Here is a 21847-nt window from a genome sequence, read left to right on the forward strand (position 1 = left end):
AATGATCAACTTTCGGGTCTTGTGGCTCAGCGCAAGTGTGCTGCTGGGCGCGCTCTGCACACAAGGCCTGGCGCTTGGCGAGCCGCGCACCCTGTATCTGTTGGGGCATTCCGTCATTGAAACGCCCGCCGTACGGCTGCATGAAACGCAGTGGAGCTGGCTGCGCGAACGGCGCCGGTTGTTGATGGGCATCTCTGGGCCCGACTACGCACCATTCGAGTTGAGCACCAGCGATGAACTCGAGGGGATTACGGCGGATTACGCGTCGCTGATCGCCGATGCGCTGAACATCACGATAGAAGTGCGCCGCTACGACAATCGCGATGAAGTCATCACCGCGCTCAAGCGTGGCGAGGTGGATTTTGTGGGATCTGCCAACGGCTACGAGGCGGCAGACCCGCAGCTGGTACTCTCGCGCTCCTATGCCATGGATCAACCGACCCTGGTCACCCGCACGGGTGACAGCCAGGGCCTGAGCAGCGACCTGGCCGATAAACGTGTGGCGATGTTTTATCACTACATGCAGCCTGACGCGGTGCAGGCGTTTTACCCCAATGCCCGGATCCAGCTGTTCCCTTCAACCTTCGAGGCCATCGGAGCGGTTGCGTTCGGCCATGCAGATGTTTACCTCGGCGATGCAATCAGCACCAACTACCTGATCAACAGGAACCACCTGAACAACGTCCGCATGGCCGATTTCTCGTCACTTGAGGTCAATCCCTTCGCGTTTGCATTTTCCCGGGACAACGCGCGCTTGCTGTCGATCATCAATGCGGCACTGGCGGTGATCCCGGTCAGCGAGCAGATGGAAATCCTGCGGCGCTGGAGTGCCGGCAACCTGGGGTTCCTGGGGGCGGACCGGCTGCGCTTGAGTGCCAGTGAACAGCGTTGGCTGGACAAGAACCCGAGGATCAAGGTCGCTGTACTCGACAAGTTCCTGCCGGTTTCATTTATCGACAAGCAGGGCGCGTTCGAAGGGTTGAGCGCCGAGGTGCTGGCCCGCATCAGCTTGCGCACGGGATTGAAGTTTGACTTCATTCCCGGCACCTCGATGCTCCGGCAAATCGACAGGGTCAACACCGGTGGTGCAGACATGATCGCGGTGGTCACCCCCAGCGTCGAGCGCACGGACAAGGTACGCATTACCCGGCCTTACCTGACCAATCCGTTTGTGTTGGTCAGTCGCATTGATGACGGCAGCCCCCTTACCCTGGAAGACATGGCCGGCAAGCGCCTGGCGCTGATTGGCAGCAATAGCCTGCAGGAGGGCATCGCCCAGGACTATCCGAGCATCAAGTTCGTGGACGTCGAGAACCCCGAGCACGGCATGGAGCTGGTGGCCGATGGCGGTGCCGATGCCGCCGTCAATACCTTGATCAGCGCCCGCTACATGATTGCCCGCGAGTACCGTGACCGGTTGCGGATCACCAGCACGGTCGGGTCCGAGCCGGCCCGTATAGCCTTTGGCGTCAACCGCAGCCAACTGGAGTTGTATTCGATCCTCGACAAGGCGCTGCTGAGTATTACGCCCCAGGAAATGGACGAATTGGCTGGCCACTGGCGTAGCGAGGTATTGGTTGAAGACAGCTACTGGGCGCGGCACCGCAATGCGATTATTCAAGGTTTCAGCCTGGCGGCGCTGCTGTTGCTGATCACCCTCGGCTGGGCGATTTATCTGCGTCAGCTGATACGCAAGCGCGTCGAGGCCGAACGAGCGCTGAGTGATCAGATGCGCTTTATGGGCGTGCTGATCGACGGCACACCCCATCCGATTTATGTGCGTGATCGCCTGGGCCGGCTGATGGCGTGCAATAGCGCTTACCTTGATGTGTTCGGTTTCAAGCTGGAGGACGTGACCGGTAAAACCGTGGTCGAGACCGACACCGGCAATCGCCCCCAGGCCGAGTCTTTTCATCAGGATTACCTGCGCTTGATGGAGCGGGGCGAGCCACAGATCCAGGACCGCGTGCTCAAGGTGCCGGGCGGTGCGGTCCTGACCATCTACCACTGGATGCTGCCGTACCGCGACGGTAATGAGCAGGTGGTGGGCATGATCGCCGGCTGGGTGGATGTCAGCGAAAGGCAGCAACTGCTCGGCCAGTTGCAGGAGGCCAAGGAGGATGCCGACGCGGCCAACCGCGCCAAGACCACGTTTCTCGCGACCATGAGCCATGAAATCCGCACGCCCATGAACGCCGTGATCGGCATGATCGAACTGGCCCTGAAAGCCGCCGAGCAGAACCGGGCCGACCGCGATGCGCTGGAGGTGGCCGCCGATGCGTCGCGGGGCATGCTGGAATTGATCGGCGATATCCTCGATATCGCGCGTATAGAATCGGGCTACCTGTCCCTGACCCTCGAGCCTTCGAACCTGCACGAGTTGCTGGCGTCGGTGGCGCGGGTTTTCGAGGGGCTGGCGCGGGCCAGGGGCCTGGTACTGCAGGTGGAGCTCGACCCGCTGATTGATCGGTACGTGCTGGTGGACCCGATGCGCTTCAAGCAAGTGGTGTCGAACCTTTTGAGCAACGCGATCAAGTTCACCCCTCACGGCCGGGTGCGGCTTGGCGCGTCCGGCTCGTCGGCGATTGCCAGCGGCTACTTGAACCTCAGGCTGTGGGTGGAAGACACCGGCATCGGCATCAGTGTCGAAGACCAGAAGCGCCTGTTCAACCCGTTTATCCAGGGCAGCAACACTGCGCAATCGGCGCGCAGCGGTTCGGGCCTGGGCCTGGTCATCAGCCGCAACCTGTGCGAGATGATGGGGGGACAATTGCAATTGAGCAGCCTGCTGGGGCAGGGCACTCGGGTGGATGTCACCCTGGAGCTGGCAGTCGCCGACAGCACGCTGATGCCGCCCGTACCGGTTGCCGTGGAAACTCCGCCGGCCCACGCGCTGAACATTCTGGTGGTGGATGACTACCCGGCCAACCGGCTGCTGCTGGCCCGGCAACTGAGCTTCCTGGGACACCGGATCACCACCGCCGAAGATGGTGTCGAGGGGCTTGAGTTGTGGCTGTCCGGGCATTTTGACGGGGTGATTACCGACTGCAATATGCCGTTCAAGGACGGTTATGAGTTGGCGCGGGATATCCGCACCCTTGAGGGCGAGCGTGGCCTGGCGCCGTGCCTGTTGCTGGGGTTTACCGCCAACGCCCAGCCCGAGGAAGCCGAGCGCTGCCGGCAGGCGGGCATGGATGGCTGCCTGTTCAAACCCACCGGGCTTGAGGATTTGCATGCGGCCCTGGCGCGGCGCACGGCCACACCTTCGGTGGCGCCCGGCACCACGGATGAGCTGGCGGCAGGCTTTGACTTGAGCCACCTTGAGAAACTGACCGGCGGGGATATCGACGCGGTGAAGGAGCTGCTGGCGCCCTTGCTCGACAGCCTCGAGGCAGACCATGGGCAGCTGGTGAACCTGCAACGCAAGGCAGACTTTGCCGGCCTGCATGACCTGGCCCATCGCACCAAGGGCGGGGCAAAGATGGTCAAGGCCCATGCACTGATGGTTTGCTGCGAGGTATTGGAAAGCGTTTGTGAACGTCAGGCCCGCGACGAATTGGCCAGTGCCGTCGATGGCATGGATGAAGCGCTCTCGCACCTGCACCACGCGCTGTCGGGGTATTGCAATCAGACTTGACCGGTGCGGAGGGGTATTGAGTTGTTTGGGACAACTCCTACGTGAAGGTGGAACAAGCCTTATTTAGTCTTCGGAATATGTCTGGAAAATAGTGCGTCCAGTCCTTCACGAGCGCTTCTTGCTCAGGTGTTCGCCATGCCAAACAAAGCACTGACCCTCCTGATCGCCGATGAACAGCATCTGCAACGACTGTACATCGAAAAAATGCTCAACCAATTGGGCTACTACCGCATCGTTCCGGTGCAGACGTTCGAAGAAGTGCGGATCCTCACGGCGATTCCGGCCAGGCCGTTCGATGTGCTGATCATCAACGCCGGGCTGGCAGACAGCGACGGCGGGGTGCTGGCCTTCCAGGAACAGCACCCGCAGATTCGCCATGTGCTGGTCTACGATAGCCGCGAACTGGGCACGCCGGCCGCCGCACCAACCCTGCTGGTGCGCCTGCCGGGTACGCCGGACAGCATCAACCTTGAACACTTCATGGACATCATCGACCCGCCGTCAGCCACCGACGGGTTGCGGGTGTTGCCGTGGCTGCGGGAGTTGTCCGGCAGCCCTGCGGCTTAGTCCCAGTTCGGCGCGATGCCTTTGGGGCTGGTCAGCCGATGGCCACGCTCCAGGGCGGCGATCTGCGCCATGTCAGCGTCACTCAGGGTCAGGTCCAGAGCCTTGAGGTTGCTGGCCAGGTTGGCGCGCTTGGTCGACGACGGGATCACCGCGTAGCCCAGTTGCATGGCCCACGCCAGGGTCACTTGCGCCGGGGTTGCCTGATGACGTTCGGCGATCTGCTGGATCACCGGGTCCTTCAGCACTTCGCCGTAGGCCAGGGTCATGTAGGAAGTGATCTGGATGCCATGGGCCTTGGCAAACTCCGCCACGGTGCGGTTTTGCAGGTACGGGTGCAGTTCCACCTGGTTGGTCGCGATGTGCTCGGCACCGACGGCGGCAATTGCCTGCTTCATCAGGTCGACGGTGAAGTTGGAAATACCGATCTGGCGGGTCAGGCCCTGGCGCTTGGCTTCCAGCAACTGGCCCATGAACTCGGCGACCGGTACCTGGTCTTCCGGCGATGGCCAGTGGATCAGGGTCAGGTCCAGGTAGTCGGTCTGGAGTTTGCGCAGGCTTTCCTTGAGGCTGGGAATCAGCTGGCCTTCGGCGAAGTTGGCGATCCAGATCTTGCTGGTGATGAACAGTTCGTCCCGTGGGATGCCGCTGTCGGCGATGGCCTGGCCGACGTCGGCTTCGTTTTCGTAGATTTGTGCGGTGTCGATGACGCGATAGCCCAGCTCCAGGCCGGTGCTGACGGAGTCGATGACGACCTGGCCTTGCAGGCGGAACGTGCCGAGGCCGAATGCGGGAATGGACATGAGTGACTCCTGAAGTGGTGTGAACAATGGAGTCGAGTATCGGCCTCTCGTTCCTTCGGAAAAACCGCTGAATCCGAAAAGGACTCTTTACCAAAAGTCATGAGTGGCCGGCGGGTGGCCACACGATATCCCTCGAGAGCGGTCTTACCGGGTAGATGCGGGGGGCTGTCGGACATTTCGGGCGTTACTTGATAAGGGGCGCCTCTTTTAACCAGCAGGAGCTAGCGCAAGGACCAAATGCTCAAGGCCTTACAGCACCGAGAAACCTTGAGCAGTGGTCTGAACAGTCGCGTTTATGGTGAACCGTCCTTGAGGGTCTGGAAGGCTTTTACGCGCTTGACCAGGCTTTTCTTGCTGGCCGAATCGGCACTGTTGAACAGGAACGAAAAGTCCGAGGCCAGGGTCGAGCTGCCGGCGATGGTCGCGTACTGGTGACAGGCATTGCAGTTATCGCCCTGGACGTAGGTCTCCAGGGTGGTGTTGGCCACCGGTACGTTGCCCTGGCTGATAAATGGCCCGTAGGACAGCGGCACTTGCGCACTGACACCCGGTTCCGGCTGGGTGGGCGGGTTGGGGGTGAGGGTCCAGAGTACGTTGATCAGTTTGTAGTACTGGAACACCGACTTGCCCTGGCTCTGCTGGGCAAAATTGGCCTGCACCGCGCCGTTAAGCGCCTGCAGTTCAGTGGGCAGCGGATGTTCCCGGGTGGTCTGCACGGGTTGATCCCGTGGAAACGGCTCGGTGCAGTCGCGGTCCGGATGCTGCTGCTTGCACTGGATACGCGCAACGTTCGGCGTGCATTCGGGGCCGGTGCCGCAGTTCGGGTTGTTGAAGGCAAAGCTGTCGGGCGGCGTTTGTTGTGGCGGCACCTGGTTGGGTTCCGGCACGTTGTCCACTTGCTCGAAGGTGGTCCAGATGAAGTTGGGCGAGGCCTGGGTCTTGTTGATGATATGCAGGCCCACCAGGCCCACCACCTGCTGGGTGCACTGCAAGGTGGCCGGGTTTTTGAGCCAGGCGACGGTGGTCAGGTAACGTCCGTAGAGCTCGGGTTTGCCGGTGAGGATTCGCCATGCTGCCTTGACCTCCAGAGCTCCCAGTTGCTCCTGCGGCACCGGGTTGGGCGGCAGCGAGCGCATGGGTTCACCGATGGGCAAGGACAGCCCGCCGGGGTTCTGGTTGTCGAGGTTCTGCGCGACTTTCAGCTGGTTGGCCGCGTCGTACAGCCCTTTGCTGACGATGTAGTCGAACTCGGCCTTGCCCACCTTGCGTTCAAAAAACACCAGGTTCTGCGACTGGTCTGTCAGCCAGCCGCCGGAGGCTTCCATGATCGGGTCCGGAATCGAGGCCAGGGTGCCGCTGGACAGGTGAAACCCATGCCGCGCGTTGATCGCGCTTTCGGAGGTGGCGGTCATGAACTTGCGCGCTCCCACCGACATCGCCCTGAGGCTGCCCTGGGTGCTGCAATTGGACGGCACCAGGGTTTGCACGCCCCAGCCGGTGGGCGCGGGCGCGCCGGGCAGGAAGATATCGTTGGCGTCCTTGTAGCTGGCCCATACCGGCGCCACGCTCATCGGCTGCCCGGAGGCAGTCGGTACGCCGAATTGCGCCAGGGTACTGTTCATGTCCGGCTCACCCGCGAGGGCAGGTGTGGCTGGCCAACCGGGATTCATCGGCCAGTTCAGGGCAATGAACAACTGCCAGCCAAAGCAATTCATGAAGCTCTGGCCGGTGGCGTTGAAGTTGTTGATCGGCAGGAAGCCGCCGCTTTTCGGGTTGAACACCAACTGTTGCTGCACGCAAGCGTCGGCGTCGGAAGTGGGGGATGCGTAGGCGGCCTGCATGGCGAACAGGCTCAGCACCACACTGGTCAGCAGCGATAAAACACTCAAGCGTAACCTGGACATCATCGCGCTCCTTGCAAGCAGGTAAAGCCGCACCCTGGGTGGGTGCGGCTGATGGGCTGTATCAGTCAGGCGCCAGGCACCAGCGCCAATCCGGATTCCCATGGGTGTTCCGCCGCGCTGGGGTTATCGGCTTCGCCCGGGTTGAGGGCGCGCACTGTCACCAGCCCCGGTGCGGCAGTGGGGCTTACGGTGATGGTCAGCAGGTAGCCCTGGGTGCCACCGGAGTTGGTTTGCCCGGGGATGGCCGAGGCATCCGGCAGGAACTTTGTGACCTGCGCCGTCACCCCAGGATTGGAGAATTGCACCCGCGCCGTCTCGGCGGTGGTCTTGAGGTCGGCGCCTTGCACCACCAGGGCAAACTGCCCGCTGGTGCCGGGTGCCAGCCAGGCCGGCAGGTCGGTGGGTGACTGCCCGTAGAACAGGTCCAGCGGCAGCAGCTGTACCGGCCAGGGTTGCACGCCGTTGACCCGGTCCGTCACGCACGGGCAGGAATCCGGCGTCGGGCTGATGGGCGTGGTTGTCACACTTAGACCCACCAGCAACTGCTGGGCAATCACCCACACGTAGTCGATCGGCTGGCCGCTGATGGTGATGTCGTTGATCGAGAACCCGGCGCTGACCGGCACTTCAAACACCGCTTGCAGAATCTGGTCGGAGCCGTTGGCGGCGGACTTGGCGGTGCCACGGGTGATTTTCCAGTACTGGCTGACGTCCTGGCCCTGGGGGCCTTTCCACGCCGAGAAGTCGGTGGGTTGTTGCAGGTACAGGCCGATGGGGTTGGTCAGGGAGAGCCGGTTATTCACTGCCACGCTGTTGGCCGAGAAACCGATATGCGGATCGGAGTTGCGGTAGTTCTGCCCGTATTGCGCGCAGCAGATCAACGCCTGGGAATTCTGGCTGCTGCTCAATGGCCGCAGGATGGTCGCCGCGGCAGCCAGGTACACCTCGGCGCTCAGGGTGTTGGGGCCGGAGGTCAGGTGCATCGCACCGCCGTATTGGCCTGGCACACAGGCGGTGCCGGCGTTCCATTTGTTGACGGTGTCGTAGGCCGGTTGACCGGTGGTGGGGTCGATGACCGGGTCGCCGGCCTTACCGGTCGGGCAGTCGGCGGTGTAGCGCAGGTACAGGTCTTCGAGTTGCACCTGTGGGTCGATGTAGTCGCGATACAGCCCCAGTACAGCAGTCGGATCGATGCGCCACATGGCCAGGAAATACGCCGGGTTTTCGCAAGTGAAGGTGATCTTGCGCATGTTGCCGTCGGCATCGCGCACGATGGACCACTCGCAATATTCGTCAAGCCAGCCACGGGGGCCCGAGGGCGAGAAATCCTTGTACTTGCCTTGCCAGTCGATGCTCGGGCAGCGAGTGACGGGCAGTTGCAGCAGGGTGCCTTGCTTGTTCGGGTCGTAGAGCATGTACAGGGTGTTGTTGATCGTAATCTGGCCGTTGTCGGTCAGCTCCATCACCTGTTGCATGGACATGGCCTTGCCGCCCAACTGTGGAATCACCGCCGTGCCGTTGTTGTAGAAAAACGTCCACAGCCGATTGGGGAAGGGCGCCCAGGTAATCGCCGGCGGCGTGGTGGGGCCGTAACCTTCCACCAGTGGGTTGTAATAGCCCGAGCGCGGCGCGTCATTGAGGCCCGACCACGGGTTGCCGATGATCGCAGACTGGGTCCAGCCGGTGAGGTCGTTGTTCCAGTCGGTTTCAAACTGCGGCAACTGGTTTTCCAGGCCCAGCTTGTTGTAGTCCTTGGGAGCTTGCCCGGCGGGAGAGGTGAATTGTTTGAAGGGTGTGCTCATGTCGATTCTCCAGGTGTTGTTGTGGTGGAAACGGAGCAGCAACCGGCACTGGGAGCAGGGCCGGCGACGGTTTGGCGCGGGTCGTCCCACACCAGTTGGGCGATAAAGCCAGGCAGCGGCGCGTACTCCTGCGGCGTCAACACCCGGGCACTATCGAGATGGGTCACCACCACGGATAACTGCGTGGTGTCAGTGGGGCGAAGGTTCAATGCGGCAGCAGTGCGCGCGGCATTCAGCGCGCGTGACACGCCATGGGTGATGCAGCGGCCCTTGTCATCCACCAGGCCCATGCCGATGCGACTGAAGCGCCCGACATAGTGCGGATTGTCGGCGCTCACCTGCTGCGGCGTGGCGTCGGGCTGGTTGAGGAATACGTCGATCAGGTAGGTGTCGTGGGTGCAGCGCACATGGTCGAACACCACCCACGGGCCCAGGCTTGCGGTTTGTTCCTGCGCTTGCATCGGCGTCGAACTTTGCTGGCAGCAGGCTTTTGCGGCCGGGCGGCGGGTGCCAAAGGGCGGTGCGACGGGCACACCGTAGTCATAGCCGATATGCCGACTGTCCTGGGCCATGTCCCCCAGGGTGGTGTAGCGCCAGGCGTCGGCACTGGTGAAGGTGACATCGTCGGCCTCGCTGCCGGCAAACGGCTGGAGCAGGCACTGGGTGGTGTACTGCGCTGCCGGATGGGCGCGGATCCAGACCTCCAGCATCCGGTCGATATTGGCGTGGTAGGAGCTGAACACCGGGTCGAACGCGGTGTAGGCGTTGTCGGCCATGTCGCCGCCGATCCAGCCGTGATAGTTGTCGTGGGGCTGCTCGTAGAGCCCGTCGAAATTCAGCGCACGGTTGGGGTACAGGTCATCTTCCTGGGGGGGATCAAACACCGGGATGTTCGCCCAGGGATAACCTGGCACGCCCTGGGGCTGGCTGAAGGTGTTGAACTTCAGGGCATCGACCACCTGTTGCTGGAAAATCCGGCTCATGCCGTACAACTGGGTGCGTTCGACGCGCTGCGTTTCGCCCTTGGTGTAGAACAGCGGGTTGCGTTGCACGAAGCGGCAGTCCACACCCGGGATGCTGGCCTTTTCACAGACCTTCGAACAGCCGTCCTTGGCAGCGGCGTAGCGCAACGGATTAGGGCGAACCTCGCCGGTGTGCGGGTGCACGTAGGTTTCATCGAGAAACGCCTGGGGCAAGCCGGCCTGGGGGCTGCCGTCGACACTGGCGTCTTCGGCCATCCAGTCCCAGTAGGGGATGGGGCAGTCGATCAGCGCTTCCAGGTACAGCAGATAGGCCCGGTGCCACAGGGCAAACGCTTCCTGGTAATGCAGGCACCAGTTGGTGTGGATATAGGCGTAACGCTGCCACGGGGAGCCGCTGTCGGCGTTGGCCACCTGCATTACGTCATCGAGGCGTGAGCGGTACAGGTTCAGTTGTTCCTGTGTCAGTGCGCGAATGTCCTGGCGCACGCGTTTGACCGGGTGAGGCAGGTCGGGTGGGGGGATGCGTTCTGCCTCGTCGAACGGTGAGGCGGGAGTGAGGCGCCAGCCCTGGTTGACCCACAGCCTGAAGGTTTCCAGCGCGTCGATGGGCCAGAACTGCTGCTGGTCGAGGGTCAGCGGCATGCTACGGGAGGCCAGGTGCTGGTAGATGGTTTCGGACCAGGTCTTGACGGAGGCGGGGTCTTCGAGGAATACGAAGTAGGCGTTCATGCAGCCCACCCAGGAGGCGGCGACGGCGGCGCGTTGCTCTTGGGGGATCCAGTAGGGGGCGCTGAATAGGCCGTGGATATCGGTGGCCCATGTCGGTTTCGCGACTATCATAAGATCCCTCTCATGCGGCCCCGGTGCCTGATTTGGCTGGGCTGCTAAGCTGGATTGATGTTAGTGCGCCACCGCGCAGGATTTGTGCAAATTGGTGGGTGTTTACGGTGGATTCATTGCAGTTTTTTCAAGGAAGATATGGAAAAAATGACAGATGCCATGGATTTGAAGATTCTGGGGAAATTGCAAAGGGATTGCAGTCAGAGTCTGGAGTTGTTGAGTGACAGTGTCGGGCTGTCTTCAACCAGTTGTTACCGGCGTATCAGGCGGTTGGAGAGTGTCGGGATTATCAAGGCCAAGGTGGCGGTGCTGGATGAGCGCAAGCTTGGGATTCAGGTTACGGCGTTCTTCCTGATCAAGCTTGATAGGGACAGCAATGATATCGACCGCAAGATGCAGCATATCCTGGCGAGTCATCCGGAGATTCAGGACTGTTATCTGCTGACCGGGGAGTTTGATTTTGTGATGGTGGCGAAGTTTCGGGATGCCACTGAGTACACTGATTATATCTATCGGTTTTTAGAGATTTATCGGGATATTCCGATTCGTACTTATTCGTCTACTTTGGTGGTGCGGACGGTTAAGAAGTCTTATGAGTTGCCGTTGCCGGGGTCTTTGGTTTGAGTACATATCCGTTTCTTCGGTAACGGCCGCTTATGGTTCCGCTCTTACAGCAGGTCACTTTTGGCAAACGCCCGGAATGCCGGCCCAGCCAAAAGTAACCAAAAGGTCTCTGCCCCACCACTCGATGCCTCGCCTAGGCTCGGCATGCCCGCACTCCGTGGTTCTGCTTTTCTGTGGGAGCTGGCTTGCCTGCGATGCAGACAACTCGGTTTTTCAGATACACCGAGGCGATGCCATCGCAGGCAAGCCAGCTCCCACATTTGAACCGTGCCCGCTTTGACTTTTGATTTTGCTTCACAACACTCCAAAAGTGAGCCGCTGTAAGAGCGGAACCAATACCAGCCCTGACCGCAGCAACGGATATGCCCACCTCACCCCGCCCCAAAAAAGAAGCTTTTATGACAAAAGTTCGGTAGTCCCCAGCGACCCCCGTCTTGGCTATGTAACGCGCTCAACACCGCCAAAAAAGGCGACGTCAGAGCCGCAAGCAGGATGCCAGGAGTGGGGCGAATGGGAACTATGGAACGTTACTCGAAAGTCGGCATGCAGGAGCTCGACCAGCGCCTGTCAAAGATCGTCGAAGCCGCACGCAAAAAACCGGTCTCGGTCTACCGCTATGGCGCACCGTGGGTATGGATCGTCTCCCAGGACGACTGGCAAGGCGCGCTCAAGGAAGTCTCCAGCTACATCCCCGCAGGCCATTCACTGGTCTTGCTGCGCCCGCAGATCGACGACATCCTCGACCTCCACCGCGACCTGCTCCAGGCCCAACCCGGCACCCAGATCGCCCCCCAGACCGTCTTGCAGATCCTGCTGCTGCAACTCCTGTACTCAGTCCCCAACGAACAGCAACTGCACGAACAACTCAACTACAACCTGCTGTTCCGCTGGTTCGTCGGCCTCGACCTGAACCAGAAAGTCTGGGGCATCAACCTCCTGCAACGCGACATCGCCACGTTCCTGAACAACCCGCAGGCGGTGCAGTTGATCCAGAAAATCATCGGTGAAGTGTTCTGTGGCGCCTTGCTGCACATGCCGGAGTTCTCCCTGAACTTCGCCCTGCTGCACACCTGGCTCGCCCGGCACGGCAACACCTCGATATCCAGCAATTGAACAGGCCAAACGCCGGGCAAACGGCGACGGCAATCATCTTGAGTAAACCAGGGGGCGGTGTGGAGCATCTGTTCAAATCAACGCTGGCGCTGTGCTGGCTGACGCTGGGTGCACTGGCGCAACCGCTACAGGCCGAAGAGCAGGGCACCCAGCCCGAGCCTCCGGCACGGCTGGTGGACGTCAACGAGTACTTCGTGCGCGGCAACACCGTGCTCGACGCTCGTGCGATCGAAGAGGCGGTGTACCCGTTTCTCGGCCCGCAAAAGACCCTCGCCGACATCGAAGGCGCCCGGGATGCCTTGCAGAAGATCTATCAGGCACGCGGCTATCAGTCGGTGTTCGTCGAACTGCCGGAGCAGAAGGTCGATGACGGAATCGTCTACCTGCAGGTCAGCGAAACCAAGGTCGGGCGCGTCCGCGTGGTCGGCGCCAAGCACTATTCGCCGGTGGAAATCCGCGACGAAGTACCCGGCTTGAAGGAGGGCGCGGTTCCGGATTTCACCAGCGTGCAAACCCAACTCGCCGGCCTCAATCGCAGCGCCGGGCGGCAGGTCACGCCGCTGGTCCGCGAAGGCCAGCGCCCCGGCACCATGGACGTCGACCTGCAGGTGGAAGACCAGAACCCCTGGCACGCCAGCCTCGGCCTGAACAACGACTACAGCGCCGACACCAAGGAGCTGCGCAGCGTCGCGACCCTGGGTTACGACAACCTCTGGCAACTGGGCCACAGCATTTCCCTGACGTACTTCACCGCACCCCAGGACAGCGACAACGCCAAGGTCTGGTCGGGCTCCTACACCGCGCCGCTGACTGATCGCTGGAGCCTGCAGTTCTCCGGTTATCAGTCCGACAGCAACATCGCCACCATCGGCGGCAGCAACGTGTTGGGCAAGGGCCATTCCTACGGCGTGTCGGCGATCTACAGCCTGCCGGCCAGTGGCAATTGGGCCAATTCGTTCTCTGCCGGGGTCGACTTCAAGGACTTCAAGGAGCAGATGAAGTTTGGCGGCAGCACGGACGATATCCCGCTCAAGTACGCACCGCTGACCTTCGGCTACAACGGCTACCGCTACACCGAGCAGTCGCAATTGGGGCTGGGCTTGAGCCTGGTGGTGGGTACCCGCGCGTTCTTCGGCTACGGCAGCGACGCCGAGGAGTTCCAGTACAAGCGTGACAAGGCCAGCCCGAGTTTTGCGGTGCTCAAGGGTGACCTGAATTACACCTACACCTTCGGCAACGACTGGCAGTCGGCGTCCAAGGCCGGCTTCCAGCTGGCCTCGGGGCCGCTGGTGTCCAACGAGCAATATTCCGCTGGCGGCGCTACGTCGGTACGCGGGTATCTCGCCGCCGAGCGCACCGGCGACGAAGGCTACCTGTTGTCCCAGGAGCTGCGCACGCCGTCCCTGGCCAAGTTCCTCGGCAGCTACGTGCAGGAGTGGCGCTTCTATGCGTTTGCCGAAGGCGCACGCCTGCGCCTGCATGACCCGCTGCCCGAGCAGGAAGACGAATACAGCCTGGCCAGTGTCGGCCTCGGCACCCGCGCCAGTTTGAGCAAGTGGTTGTCCGGCAGCCTGGATTGGGGCTACCCGCTGCTTGAAGGCCCAAATACCCAGAAACAGGACTCGCGACTGCACTTCAGTGTGCAGGCGACTTTCTGACCCCTTTTTTCGGAGACTCCTGACATGCAACGCCTATTTCTGAGCCTGTTGATCTGCCTGGGCTTCGCGCTCCCGGCCACCGCCCATGCCTGGTGGCAGGACGATTGGCACTACCGTAAACAGATCACGGTGGACACCACCTCCCAGGGCGCAGCCATCAGCCAGGCCCTGGGCCGCACCGCGCTGCTGGTGCGCCTGCACACCGGCAACTTCAGCTTTGACGGGGTCAAGGACGACGGCGCCGACCTGCGCTTTGTCAGCGCCGACGACAAGACCGTGTTCAACCACCAGATCGAAAGCTTCGACCCGCTGATGGGCATGGCGCTGATCTGGGTCGATGTGCCCAAGGTCGAAGGCGGCCAGCGCCAGGACCTGTGGATGTACTACGGCAACCAGAAGGCGCCGGCCACCGCCAACGGCCAGTTGACCTTCGACCCGAACTACACCGCGCTCTACCACTTCGACGGCGCCAACGGCACGCCGCCCCGGGACACCACGGCCTACGGCAACACTGCCGTGAACGCTACCGGTGCGAGCATCGACGGCGTGATCGGCCGGGCCTTGCAGTTCAGTGGCCAGCCGTTGCTGCTGCCAGCCAGCCCGTCGCTGCAACACGCAGCGGGCGGCGCCTTCACTTTCAGCGCCTGGTTGCGGGTCGACCAGGCCAGCGGCGAGCAAGTGGTGGTGGCCCGTCGCGAGGGCGCCCACAGCCTGTTGCTGGGCTTGAACCAGGGCATGCCGTTTATTGAAATCGACGGCCAGCGCGCCGTCTCGACCCAGCCGCTGAACCCCGGCCAATGGCAGCACCTGGCGTTCACCGCCGAGGGCGACAAGGTCTCGCTGTACGTCAACGGCCGTGAGACCGCGACCCTCGCAGTGGCGATGCCGGCGTTCAATTCGCCACTGGCCATCGGTGCCGATTTGCCGGAAGCCGCCGGCGGGCACCTGCCGTTTACCGGGGCCATGGACGAACTGCGCTTGTCCAAGGTCGCGCGCCCGGCAGCCCTGTTGCTGGCCGATGCCACGGCCCAGGGCGCCGAATCGAAACTGGTGGCCTATGGCGTGGATGAAGAACAGTCGGGCTTCGGCTTCGGCAGCCTGGGGTTCCTGCTCAAGGCGGTGCCGGTGGATGCCTGGATGATCATCCTGGTGCTGGTGGGGATGATGTTCCAGTCGTGGTTCATCATGCTCCGCAAGAACCGCCAGGTCAGTCGCGTGAGTGCTGCCAACGATATCTTCCGCGAGCAATTCGCACAGATCGGTACGCGCCTGGAGATGTACTACGACGACGCGTTGCTGGCTGAGCGCCTGACCCATTCCTCGCTGTGGCGCCTGTACCGGGTCGCGGTCAAGGAAATCCGCACTCGCCGCGCCCAGGGCGCCGACACCTCGTCGGTCTCGGCAGCCACCATCGAAGCCATCCGCTGCTCCATGGACGGCGTGCGTACCCGGGAAAATCAGCAGCTCGGCGCCAAGCTGTCGACCCTCTCCAACGCGATTGCCGGTGGCCCGTATATCGGCCTGCTCGGCACCGTGCTGGGGATCATGGTGGTGTTCCTCGGCACGGCGATGGCCGGCGACGTGAACATCAACGCCATCGCCCCGGGTATGGCGGCGGCCTTGCTGGCCACGGCCATGGGCCTGTTTGTCGCGATCCCCGCGCTGTTTGGCTACAACCGCCTGATTACCCGCAACAAGGAAGTCAGCGCCGACATGCGCGTGTTCGTCGACGAGTTCATCACCCGCCTGGCGGAGATGCACGGCGAGAGCCAGCACAGTGAAGCGGCGCACCGTCGCGACCACCACGCCCACGTCCCGGCCTGAGGAGAATCAGCATGGCTTCCGTGAATGCCTCCCACGACGATGACGATGACGCACCCGTCGACAGCATCAACATCACGCCCCTGGTGGACGTGCTGATGGTGGTGTTGGTGATGTTTATCCTCACCGCCACCGCCCAGGTCTCGGGGATCCAGATCCACCTGCCCAAGGCCAGTGCTTCGGTATCGCTGTCCGAGGCCAAGACCAAGGCCATCTCGGTGAACGATGGCGGCCAGGTGTTTCTCGACGCTTACCCGGTGACCTTGCCTGAGCTGGAAGAGCGCCTGCGCATCGAGAAAGCGCTGAACCCGGACTTCCCGGTGATCGTGCGCGGCGACGCCATGGTGCAGTACCAGAAGGTCATCGAAGTGCTCGACCTGCTGCGTCGCCTGGAGCTGTCCCAGGTCGGGCTGGTCACCGGCAAACCGAGCCAGGGCTGAGTCATGACCGCACAGATGCCGATCGCGCCGACGCCCCTCAAGAACAAGCCGCCATTGCGCCCGCTGAAGTGGGGCATTGGCCTGCTGCTGGGCGCCGTGGCTGCCTGGTTTCTCTGGCAGTGGGCCTATGACATGAGTGGCGTGCGCCGTGAAGCGCCCAAGGTGCCGACGATTATTCCGTTGCCACCACCGCCACCACCGCCGCCGGAAAAACCCAAGGAACCGGAGCCCGAGGTGCAGGAGAAAGTCCCCGAGCCGGAACCCACGCCGACCCCCGACGAGGTCAAGCCCGAGGAAGAGGCACCGCCTTCGCCAGCAGACGACCTGGCCAACCCGATGCAGATCGACGGCGACGCGCAGTCCGGTACCGACGGTTTCAACATCGGTGCCGGCAAGGGCGGCGGCATGGCCGGTTCCGGTGGTGGCGGGCTCGGCACCGGGACGTTCAAGCAGTACCTGGCCGGGGTGTTCCAGCGCCTGCTGCGGGAAGACCCGGAGCTGCGCAAGAAGGCCTACACGGTGCAGGCCGACCTGTGGCTGAGCGCAGACGGCGAGGTGACGCGCGTGGAGCTGGCCAAGTCCAGCGGCGACGCCGACACCGACGCCCAGGTGCTGGCCGCATTGCGTGCCACACCGCGGCTGAAGGAACGCACACCCGCCTCAATGACCCTGCCGGTACGCCTGTCCCTCAAGGGCCGGCGCCCGGATTGATCGAACCCTTTTTTGCAGTTTTCTACAGGAGTTGTGTGCAGATGATTTCCCACGTGAATCGATTGACCCTGGCGGTCGGCATGGTCATCGCGACCCTGGTCGGCCAGGCGACGGCCGCCGCCGCGCCTTCGGAAAACGCCACGATCAACCTGATCCGCCTGCTGGTGCAGCAAGGTGTGCTCAAGCAGGAACAGGCCGACGGGCTGATCGCCCAGGCTGAAAAAGAGGCTCAGCAGGCACGTCAGGCCAGCACCGCCACGGCAGTAGCGGCAGGTCCAACTGCGGCCCCCGGCGATGTGCGGGTGCAGTACGTGCCGGCAGCGGTGCGCGACCAGATTCGCGACCAGGTCAAGGCCGAGGTCATGGCCACCGCCAAGCAGGAAAACTGGGCCCAGCCCAACACGTTCCCGGAGTGGGTCTCGCGCATCAGCTTCGACGGCGATATTCGCCTGCGGGATGAGTCGCGCTATTTCTCGGGCAACAACAGCAATGAAATCGTCGATTACGCCAAGCTCAACGACAGCGGCCCCTACGACGTGAACAAGAACACCAACACCAAATTGCCGCCGCTGCTCAACACCCGCGAAGACCGCGAGAACCTGTTCCGCCTGCGCGCCCGCCTGGGCATGAAAGCCGTTATCTCGCCGGAATGGACCGCCGGCATCCGCCTCGGCACCGGCAACGACAACAACCCGGTGTCCACCACCCAGACCCTGGGCGGCGGCTTCGGCAAGAAAGACATCTGGCTCGACCAGGGCTACCTCACCTGGAAGACCACCGACTACATGACCCTGACCGCCGGACGTTTTGCCAACCCGTTCTATTCCACCGACATGATGTATTCCGGCGACCTCAACTTCGACGGTGTGGCGGCGATCTTCAACCACAAGCTCAACAGCGACTGGGGCCTGTTCGGCACCCTCGGCGCGTTCCCGGTGGAATACAGTCCCGACACCGCCACCACCAACGGCTTCGACAAGGACGAGAGCGAAAACAAATGGCTGTTCGGCGGGCAGATCGGCGCCGACTGGAAGATCAACCGCAGCAACAGCCTGAAGGGCTCGATGGCCTACTACCACTTCGGCGATATCCAGGGCGAACGCTCCAGCCCTTGCTCGCCGTGGGCCGGCCAGCCGGCGTGCGATACCGATGGCACGCGTCTGGCCTTCATGCAGAAGGGCAACAGCGTGTTCCTGCTGCGAGACATCACCCCCAACCCGGCAACGCCTGGCCTGACCCCGCAACCGCAATTCGTCGGCCTGGCCTCCAAGTTCAATGTGCTGGACCTCAACCTGGCCTGGGACAGCGAGCTGCCGGAAGACCTCAAGCTGCGCAGCCAGACCAACTTCATCCACAACCTGGCCTACGACAAGGGCGAGATGCTCAAGCGCAGCGAAGGCCAGATCGTCAACAACCTCAACAGCGACGGCCAGTTTGAAAGTGGCGGCAATGCGCTGCTGGTGCAGTTCACCCTCGGCAGTGCGCTGGAGATGCGCAAGAAGGGCGATTGGAACGTGCTGGCCGGCTACAAATACATCCAGCCGGATGCCTTGCCGGACGGCTTCAACGACTCCTCGTTCCACCTCGGCGGCACCAACGCCAAGGGCTATTTCATCGGCGCCAACTACGGCCTCGACAAGAACATCTACGCCAGTGCCCGTTGGCTCAGCGCCTCCGAAGTGTATGGCGCGCCGTTTGAAGTGGATGTCATGCAACTGGAACTCAACACGCGCTTCTGATGCGCCGGAGAAAGCTCATGAACACGCGAATTTGCGGCCTGCTTCTACTGCTCGTCACCACCGGCGCTTCGGCTGAAGGCATGGAGGAGCGCCTGCGCACTCAGCTGCGCAGCACCACCCAGCAGTTGCAGGCGCTGCAAAGCGAGCAGGCCCAGGCCAGTGCCGCACGCATCGCCGCCGAAACCCAGGCCAAGCAGGCCCAGGCGCAGGTCAAGCAACTGACCGCCGAACTGGAAAAGACCCGTGGCGTGGCCGAGCAACTGGTGGGCCAGCAACAGAGCCTGCACAGCCAGGCCCAGGCCCAGGTGGCCGCGAGCAATGAGCAGGTGGGCAAGTTCAAGAAAGCCTATGAAGACTTGCTGGTAATCGCCCGGGGCAAAGAAACCGAGCGCGCACGCTTGCAGGCGCAACTCACGGAACGTGACACACAAGTGCAGCAATGTTCAGTCAAGAATCAACAGATGTACGACGTGGCCCAGCAGTTGCTGACGGCCTACGAAAAAATCGACGTGGCCGACGTGATGAGCATCCGCCAACCGTTCGCCAGCAGCACCCGGGTCAAGTTCGAGGAACTCGCCCAGGGTTTTGGTGACGGCCTTTACCTTAATCGGTTCGATGCTCCACAGACCGTCACTAATCATTGATCGACAAGGAAGAGACCCCTATGAGCGACGTACAACTGATCACCAGCGTGACCCCGCAAGCCTTGACCGAGCTGCTGCAGGAAGCCGGCTACCGGGTCAACCAGACCGAGCAGAACGGCATCGTGCAATTGCTCAGCGCAAGCCAGGGCATCGGCTTCGCCGTGCGTTTCGGCAACCCGGCGGCAGAGCAGGGCAGCTACGTGGACTTCACCTACAGCTGCGCGCTGCGGGTGCAGGGCGAATTGCCCGAGGGGCTGGCCCAGGTCTGGAACGCTTCCCGACGTTTTGCGCGGTTGTCGTTGCAGGGTGAGTTCCTGCTGATGGAGATGGACGTGGTGGCCGCCGGCGTGGGTGCGCCGTACTTGCGCAATCAGCTGGAATTGTGGGACCGCCTGCTGCAGGAATTCATCGTCTACCTGCGTGAATACAGCCAGCAAGCCGCCCAGCTCCAGGCCGGGTCCGCGCCTGCTGTCGACGCGCGCGAAGAGGCGCCTGCACTGTGAAGAAACCAGCCCTGGTGGTCGGCGCTGGCGCCCTGGTGGTGCTGGCGGTCGCGGTGGGGTTGAGCCTGCGGCCGGGCAGTGACCCGGTCGCAGCCCAGCAGCCGGCGCCGGTGGCCGTGAAGGACGGGCCGGCGGTGGCGCGCCTGGGCAACCAGCAGATCGACCTCGCCGAACTCGCGTCGGTGTTGGCCGCCTTGCCGGCGGAAACCCGCGAGCAGTTGCGTGGCAACCGCAGTGCCCTGGAAACCTGGCTGCGTTCACGCCTGGCGCAAAAGGCTGTGCTTGAACAGGCCGATGCCCAGGGCTGGCGGCAGCGCCCGGAGGTGGAGCAACAGACCCGCGCCGCCACCGAGCAGATCGTGTTTCGCGACTACATGTTGTCCGTCAGCCAGGTGCCGACGGATTACCCCAGCGCCGCCGAATTGCAGCAAGCCTATGACAGCGGCAAGGCACAATGGGTGACGCCGCCGTTGTACCAGGTCAGCCAGATTTTCCTGGCCGTGAGCGACCCGCAAACCGTCGACAATGTGCGCCGCCAGGCCCAGGAGTTGAGCCGCAAGGCGCAGGCCTCGCCAGGCGAGTTTGCCGCCCTGGCCAGCCAGTATTCCCAGGACCCCGACAGCGCCCGGCGCGGTGGCGATTCCGGGATGCAGCCATTGCAGCAATTGGTGCCTGAAATGCGCGGTGTGGTGGCGCGGCTCAAGACGGGCGGGGTGTCGGAGCCGGTGCAGAGTGCGGCGGGTTTTCACGTGCTCAAACTCACTGGGCAACAACCGGCGCGCACGGCCACGCTGGATGAACTGCGTGGCCGCCTGACCGAGGCCTTGCGTGCGCAACGCCAGGAGCAGATTGCCAAGGCCTACCTGGAAGGCATGCTCAATACCGCGACCTTGAGTATCGACGGCGCCGAGCTGAACAAGGTGCTGGAGTAAAACCGTATCACCGCATTGGATGCACAGTACCCACAGACAGGGAGTCTCCCATGGTATTTGTTGAACCGGCTGTACCCCGCGGCGTCGCGCCTTATCGTGCGTCGACCGAATCCCGCGAGGCCTGGCTGGCCCTGGCGGCCGCGATCGAGCCCGAGGTGGCGCAGTATTTCCTGATCAGCGCCCGCTGTGGGTGTTTCATGCAGGCGGCTCGCAGCCTCAACATCAAGGCCACGCAGTTGCGCAAGCGCCTGGCGCAGCTGGAAGAGCAACTGCGGCGTTCGCTGTTCAGCTATCAGGGCAATGTCCTGGCCCTGAGTCGTGAAGGGCAGCAGTTGCAGGCGCAGTTGATTGCCCTGGCGCATGAGCGACGCTTGCCGGTGCTGGAGCAACCGTTGATTCGGCTGGCGGTTGCCGAGTCGATCCTGCATGACATTCTGGGGCGGGACCTGATTGCGCTGTTGCGGCGCAATGCGAGTGTGCGGCTGGAGATCATTTCCATCGACAGCGAGTTGGGGTTGCAGGCGCTGGATGCGGATGTGGTGGTGTGGTTGTCGGGGATGGATTCGCCGGGGGCGGGGCCGAGTTTTGCCATTGGGGCGCCAGAGGTGTTGGCGCGGTTGGATTATTCGCCGCATATTGCCAAGCGGTATTCGCGGTTGGCGGTGCGGCCGGACAGCATTGAAGACCTTGCGGATTATATGTTGGTGCAGTGGCAGCCGGACCGGCAGGTGGAGGCGCTGCGGCCGTGGAATAGCCTGGTGGAGCAGCGGCTGGCGGGGGTGGTGCGGGTGGAAGCGTATCCGCTGATGCTGGAGATGATTCGGTGCAGTGCGTGTATTGGGTTGTTGCCGCGGTACATGAGTTGTTTTGATCGTGGGTTGACGGCGTTGGATGGGGTATTTCTGGAGGGGATGCAGCGGCAGGTCTGGATGGGGGTGAGTGCTGATGTGCGGCATCCGCTGGAGGTGGGGTGGGTGGTGGAGATGATTCGGAATACGTTTCTTGAGCGGGGGGAGTGGTTTGATTGATTGATTGATTGAGTACATATCCGTTGCTGCGGTAACGGCCACCTATGGTTCCGCTCTTACAGCGGGTCACTTTTGGCAAACGCCCCAAAAGTAACCAAAAG

At 62.4% G+C, this 21847-nt stretch carries 17 protein-coding genes; 13 read left to right on the forward strand and 4 right to left on the reverse strand.

Features of this window, described 5'->3' with window-relative positions:
• Nucleotide 1: 1 nt before the first annotated feature.
• Both ACW9I6_RS09635 and ACW9I6_RS09640 read left to right on the forward strand, forming a co-directional pair.
• Entirely contained in the window at nt 2–3637 is a 3636-nt protein-coding gene (locus ACW9I6_RS09635) for a transporter substrate-binding domain-containing protein (protein WP_457339224.1), read from the forward strand.
• Between the two features lie 135 nt (nt 3638–3772).
• Nucleotides 3773–4204: an ANTAR domain-containing protein gene (locus ACW9I6_RS09640; protein WP_177019722.1), complete on the forward strand. Its 432-nt coding sequence runs from the start codon at nt 3773–3775 to the stop codon at nt 4202–4204.
• On the opposite strand, the gene dkgB is transcribed toward ACW9I6_RS09640, so the two are convergent.
• From dkgB to ACW9I6_RS09660, 4 genes are all read right to left on the reverse strand, one after another.
• On the reverse strand, nt 4201–5004 hold the full coding sequence (gene dkgB / locus ACW9I6_RS09645; protein WP_003211554.1) for a 2,5-didehydrogluconate reductase DkgB: 804 nt from the start codon (nt 5002–5004) through the stop codon (nt 4201–4203). The two genes, ACW9I6_RS09640 and dkgB, sit on opposite strands and share 4 nt — an antisense overlap.
• 293 nt (nt 5005–5297) lie before the next feature.
• Complete coding sequence (locus tag ACW9I6_RS09650; protein WP_457339225.1) at nt 5298–6908, reverse strand: hypothetical protein; 1611 nt, start codon at nt 6906–6908, stop codon at nt 5298–5300.
• Nucleotides 6909–6973: 65 nt separating this feature from the next.
• Nucleotides 6974–8710, reverse strand: coding sequence for a hypothetical protein (locus tag ACW9I6_RS09655; RefSeq protein ID WP_102606333.1), 1737 nt, complete (start codon nt 8708–8710; stop codon nt 6974–6976).
• Nucleotides 8707–10533, reverse strand: a complete 1827-nt coding sequence (locus ACW9I6_RS09660; RefSeq protein ID WP_178965288.1) for a tyrosinase family protein — start codon at nt 10531–10533, stop codon at nt 8707–8709. The genes ACW9I6_RS09655 and ACW9I6_RS09660 overlap by 4 nt, the downstream gene beginning before the upstream one ends.
• A 159-nt stretch (nt 10534–10692) precedes the next feature.
• Here ACW9I6_RS09660 and ACW9I6_RS09665 point away from each other — a divergent pair, with 159 nt between their 5' ends.
• The 11 genes from ACW9I6_RS09665 to ACW9I6_RS09715 all read left to right on the forward strand — a co-directional run bounded on the left by ACW9I6_RS09665 (nt 10693) and on the right by ACW9I6_RS09715 (nt 21746).
• Nucleotides 10693–11157 carry an Lrp/AsnC family transcriptional regulator gene (locus ACW9I6_RS09665; RefSeq protein ID WP_032899475.1) on the forward strand — a complete coding sequence of 155 codons (465 nt, stop codon included), beginning with the start codon at nt 10693–10695 and terminating at the stop codon, nt 11155–11157.
• A 519-nt stretch (nt 11158–11676) separates the two neighbouring features.
• A complete protein-coding gene (locus ACW9I6_RS09670) occupies nt 11677–12270 on the forward strand; it encodes a transposase (protein ID WP_087694077.1) in 594 nt (197 codons plus the stop codon).
• Between the two features lie 59 nt (nt 12271–12329).
• Nucleotides 12330–13928 carry a ShlB/FhaC/HecB family hemolysin secretion/activation protein gene (locus tag ACW9I6_RS09675; RefSeq protein ID WP_008430334.1) on the forward strand — a complete coding sequence of 533 codons (1599 nt, stop codon included), beginning with the start codon at nt 12330–12332 and terminating at the stop codon, nt 13926–13928.
• Between the two features lie 24 nt (nt 13929–13952).
• A complete protein-coding gene (locus ACW9I6_RS09680) occupies nt 13953–15752 on the forward strand; it encodes a DUF2341 domain-containing protein (RefSeq protein ID WP_457339226.1) in 1800 nt (599 codons plus the stop codon).
• Nucleotides 15753–15763: 11 nt separating this feature from the next.
• Nucleotides 15764–16189, forward strand: coding sequence for an ExbD/TolR family protein (locus ACW9I6_RS09685; RefSeq protein ID WP_003211540.1), 426 nt, complete (start codon nt 15764–15766; stop codon nt 16187–16189).
• Nucleotides 16190–16192: 3 nt separating this feature from the next.
• A complete protein-coding gene (locus ACW9I6_RS09690; RefSeq protein ID WP_457339227.1) occupies nt 16193–16900 on the forward strand; it encodes an energy transducer TonB family protein in 708 nt (235 codons plus the stop codon).
• Between the two features lie 41 nt (nt 16901–16941).
• Nucleotides 16942–18639 carry a putative porin gene (locus tag ACW9I6_RS09695; protein WP_177028761.1) on the forward strand — a complete coding sequence of 566 codons (1698 nt, stop codon included), beginning with the start codon at nt 16942–16944 and terminating at the stop codon, nt 18637–18639.
• Nucleotides 18640–18656: 17 nt separating this feature from the next.
• Nucleotides 18657–19283, forward strand: a complete 627-nt coding sequence (locus ACW9I6_RS09700) for a hypothetical protein (RefSeq protein WP_008430322.1) — start codon at nt 18657–18659, stop codon at nt 19281–19283.
• A 20-nt stretch (nt 19284–19303) separates the two neighbouring features.
• Complete coding sequence (locus ACW9I6_RS09705) at nt 19304–19786, forward strand: YbjN domain-containing protein (protein WP_134326873.1); 483 nt, start codon at nt 19304–19306, stop codon at nt 19784–19786.
• Nucleotides 19783–20718 (forward strand): peptidylprolyl isomerase, encoded by a 936-nt coding sequence (locus tag ACW9I6_RS09710; protein WP_457339228.1) that lies wholly within the window; start codon nt 19783–19785, stop codon nt 20716–20718. Before ACW9I6_RS09705 ends, ACW9I6_RS09710 begins: the two co-directional genes overlap by 4 nt.
• A 50-nt stretch (nt 20719–20768) precedes the next feature.
• Nucleotides 20769–21746 carry a LysR family transcriptional regulator gene (locus tag ACW9I6_RS09715; protein WP_457339229.1) on the forward strand — a complete coding sequence of 326 codons (978 nt, stop codon included), beginning with the start codon at nt 20769–20771 and terminating at the stop codon, nt 21744–21746.
• Nucleotides 21747–21847: the final 101 nt, after the last annotated feature.

This window comes from Pseudomonas sp. SDO5522_S412, assembly GCF_054071215.1.

Excerpts from the sequence above, each read along its gene's own strand:
- ACW9I6_RS09635 (WP_457339224.1), top strand. The coding sequence starts at position 2 with ATGATCAACTTTCGGGTCTTGTGGCTCAGCGCAAGTGTGCTGCTGGGC.
- ACW9I6_RS09640 (WP_177019722.1), top strand. The coding sequence starts at position 3,773 with ATGCCAAACAAAGCACTGACCCTCCTGATCGCCGATGAACAGCATCTG.
- dkgB (WP_003211554.1), bottom strand. The coding sequence starts at position 5,004 with ATGTCCATTCCCGCATTCGGCCTCGGCACGTTCCGCCTGCAAGGCCAG.
- ACW9I6_RS09650 (WP_457339225.1), bottom strand. The coding sequence starts at position 6,908 with ATGTCCAGGTTACGCTTGAGTGTTTTATCGCTGCTGACCAGTGTGGTG.
- ACW9I6_RS09655 (WP_102606333.1), bottom strand. The coding sequence starts at position 8,710 with ATGAGCACACCCTTCAAACAATTCACCTCTCCCGCCGGGCAAGCTCCC.
- ACW9I6_RS09660 (WP_178965288.1), bottom strand. The coding sequence starts at position 10,533 with ATGATAGTCGCGAAACCGACATGGGCCACCGATATCCACGGCCTATTC.
- ACW9I6_RS09665 (WP_032899475.1), top strand. The coding sequence starts at position 10,693 with ATGGATTTGAAGATTCTGGGGAAATTGCAAAGGGATTGCAGTCAGAGT.
- ACW9I6_RS09670 (WP_087694077.1), top strand. The coding sequence starts at position 11,677 with ATGGAACGTTACTCGAAAGTCGGCATGCAGGAGCTCGACCAGCGCCTG.
- ACW9I6_RS09680 (WP_457339226.1), top strand. The coding sequence starts at position 13,953 with ATGCAACGCCTATTTCTGAGCCTGTTGATCTGCCTGGGCTTCGCGCTC.
- ACW9I6_RS09685 (WP_003211540.1), top strand. The coding sequence starts at position 15,764 with ATGGCTTCCGTGAATGCCTCCCACGACGATGACGATGACGCACCCGTC.
- ACW9I6_RS09690 (WP_457339227.1), top strand. The coding sequence starts at position 16,193 with ATGACCGCACAGATGCCGATCGCGCCGACGCCCCTCAAGAACAAGCCG.
- ACW9I6_RS09695 (WP_177028761.1), top strand. The coding sequence starts at position 16,942 with ATGATTTCCCACGTGAATCGATTGACCCTGGCGGTCGGCATGGTCATC.
- ACW9I6_RS09700 (WP_008430322.1), top strand. The coding sequence starts at position 18,657 with ATGAACACGCGAATTTGCGGCCTGCTTCTACTGCTCGTCACCACCGGC.
- ACW9I6_RS09705 (WP_134326873.1), top strand. The coding sequence starts at position 19,304 with ATGAGCGACGTACAACTGATCACCAGCGTGACCCCGCAAGCCTTGACC.
- ACW9I6_RS09715 (WP_457339229.1), top strand. The coding sequence starts at position 20,769 with ATGGTATTTGTTGAACCGGCTGTACCCCGCGGCGTCGCGCCTTATCGT.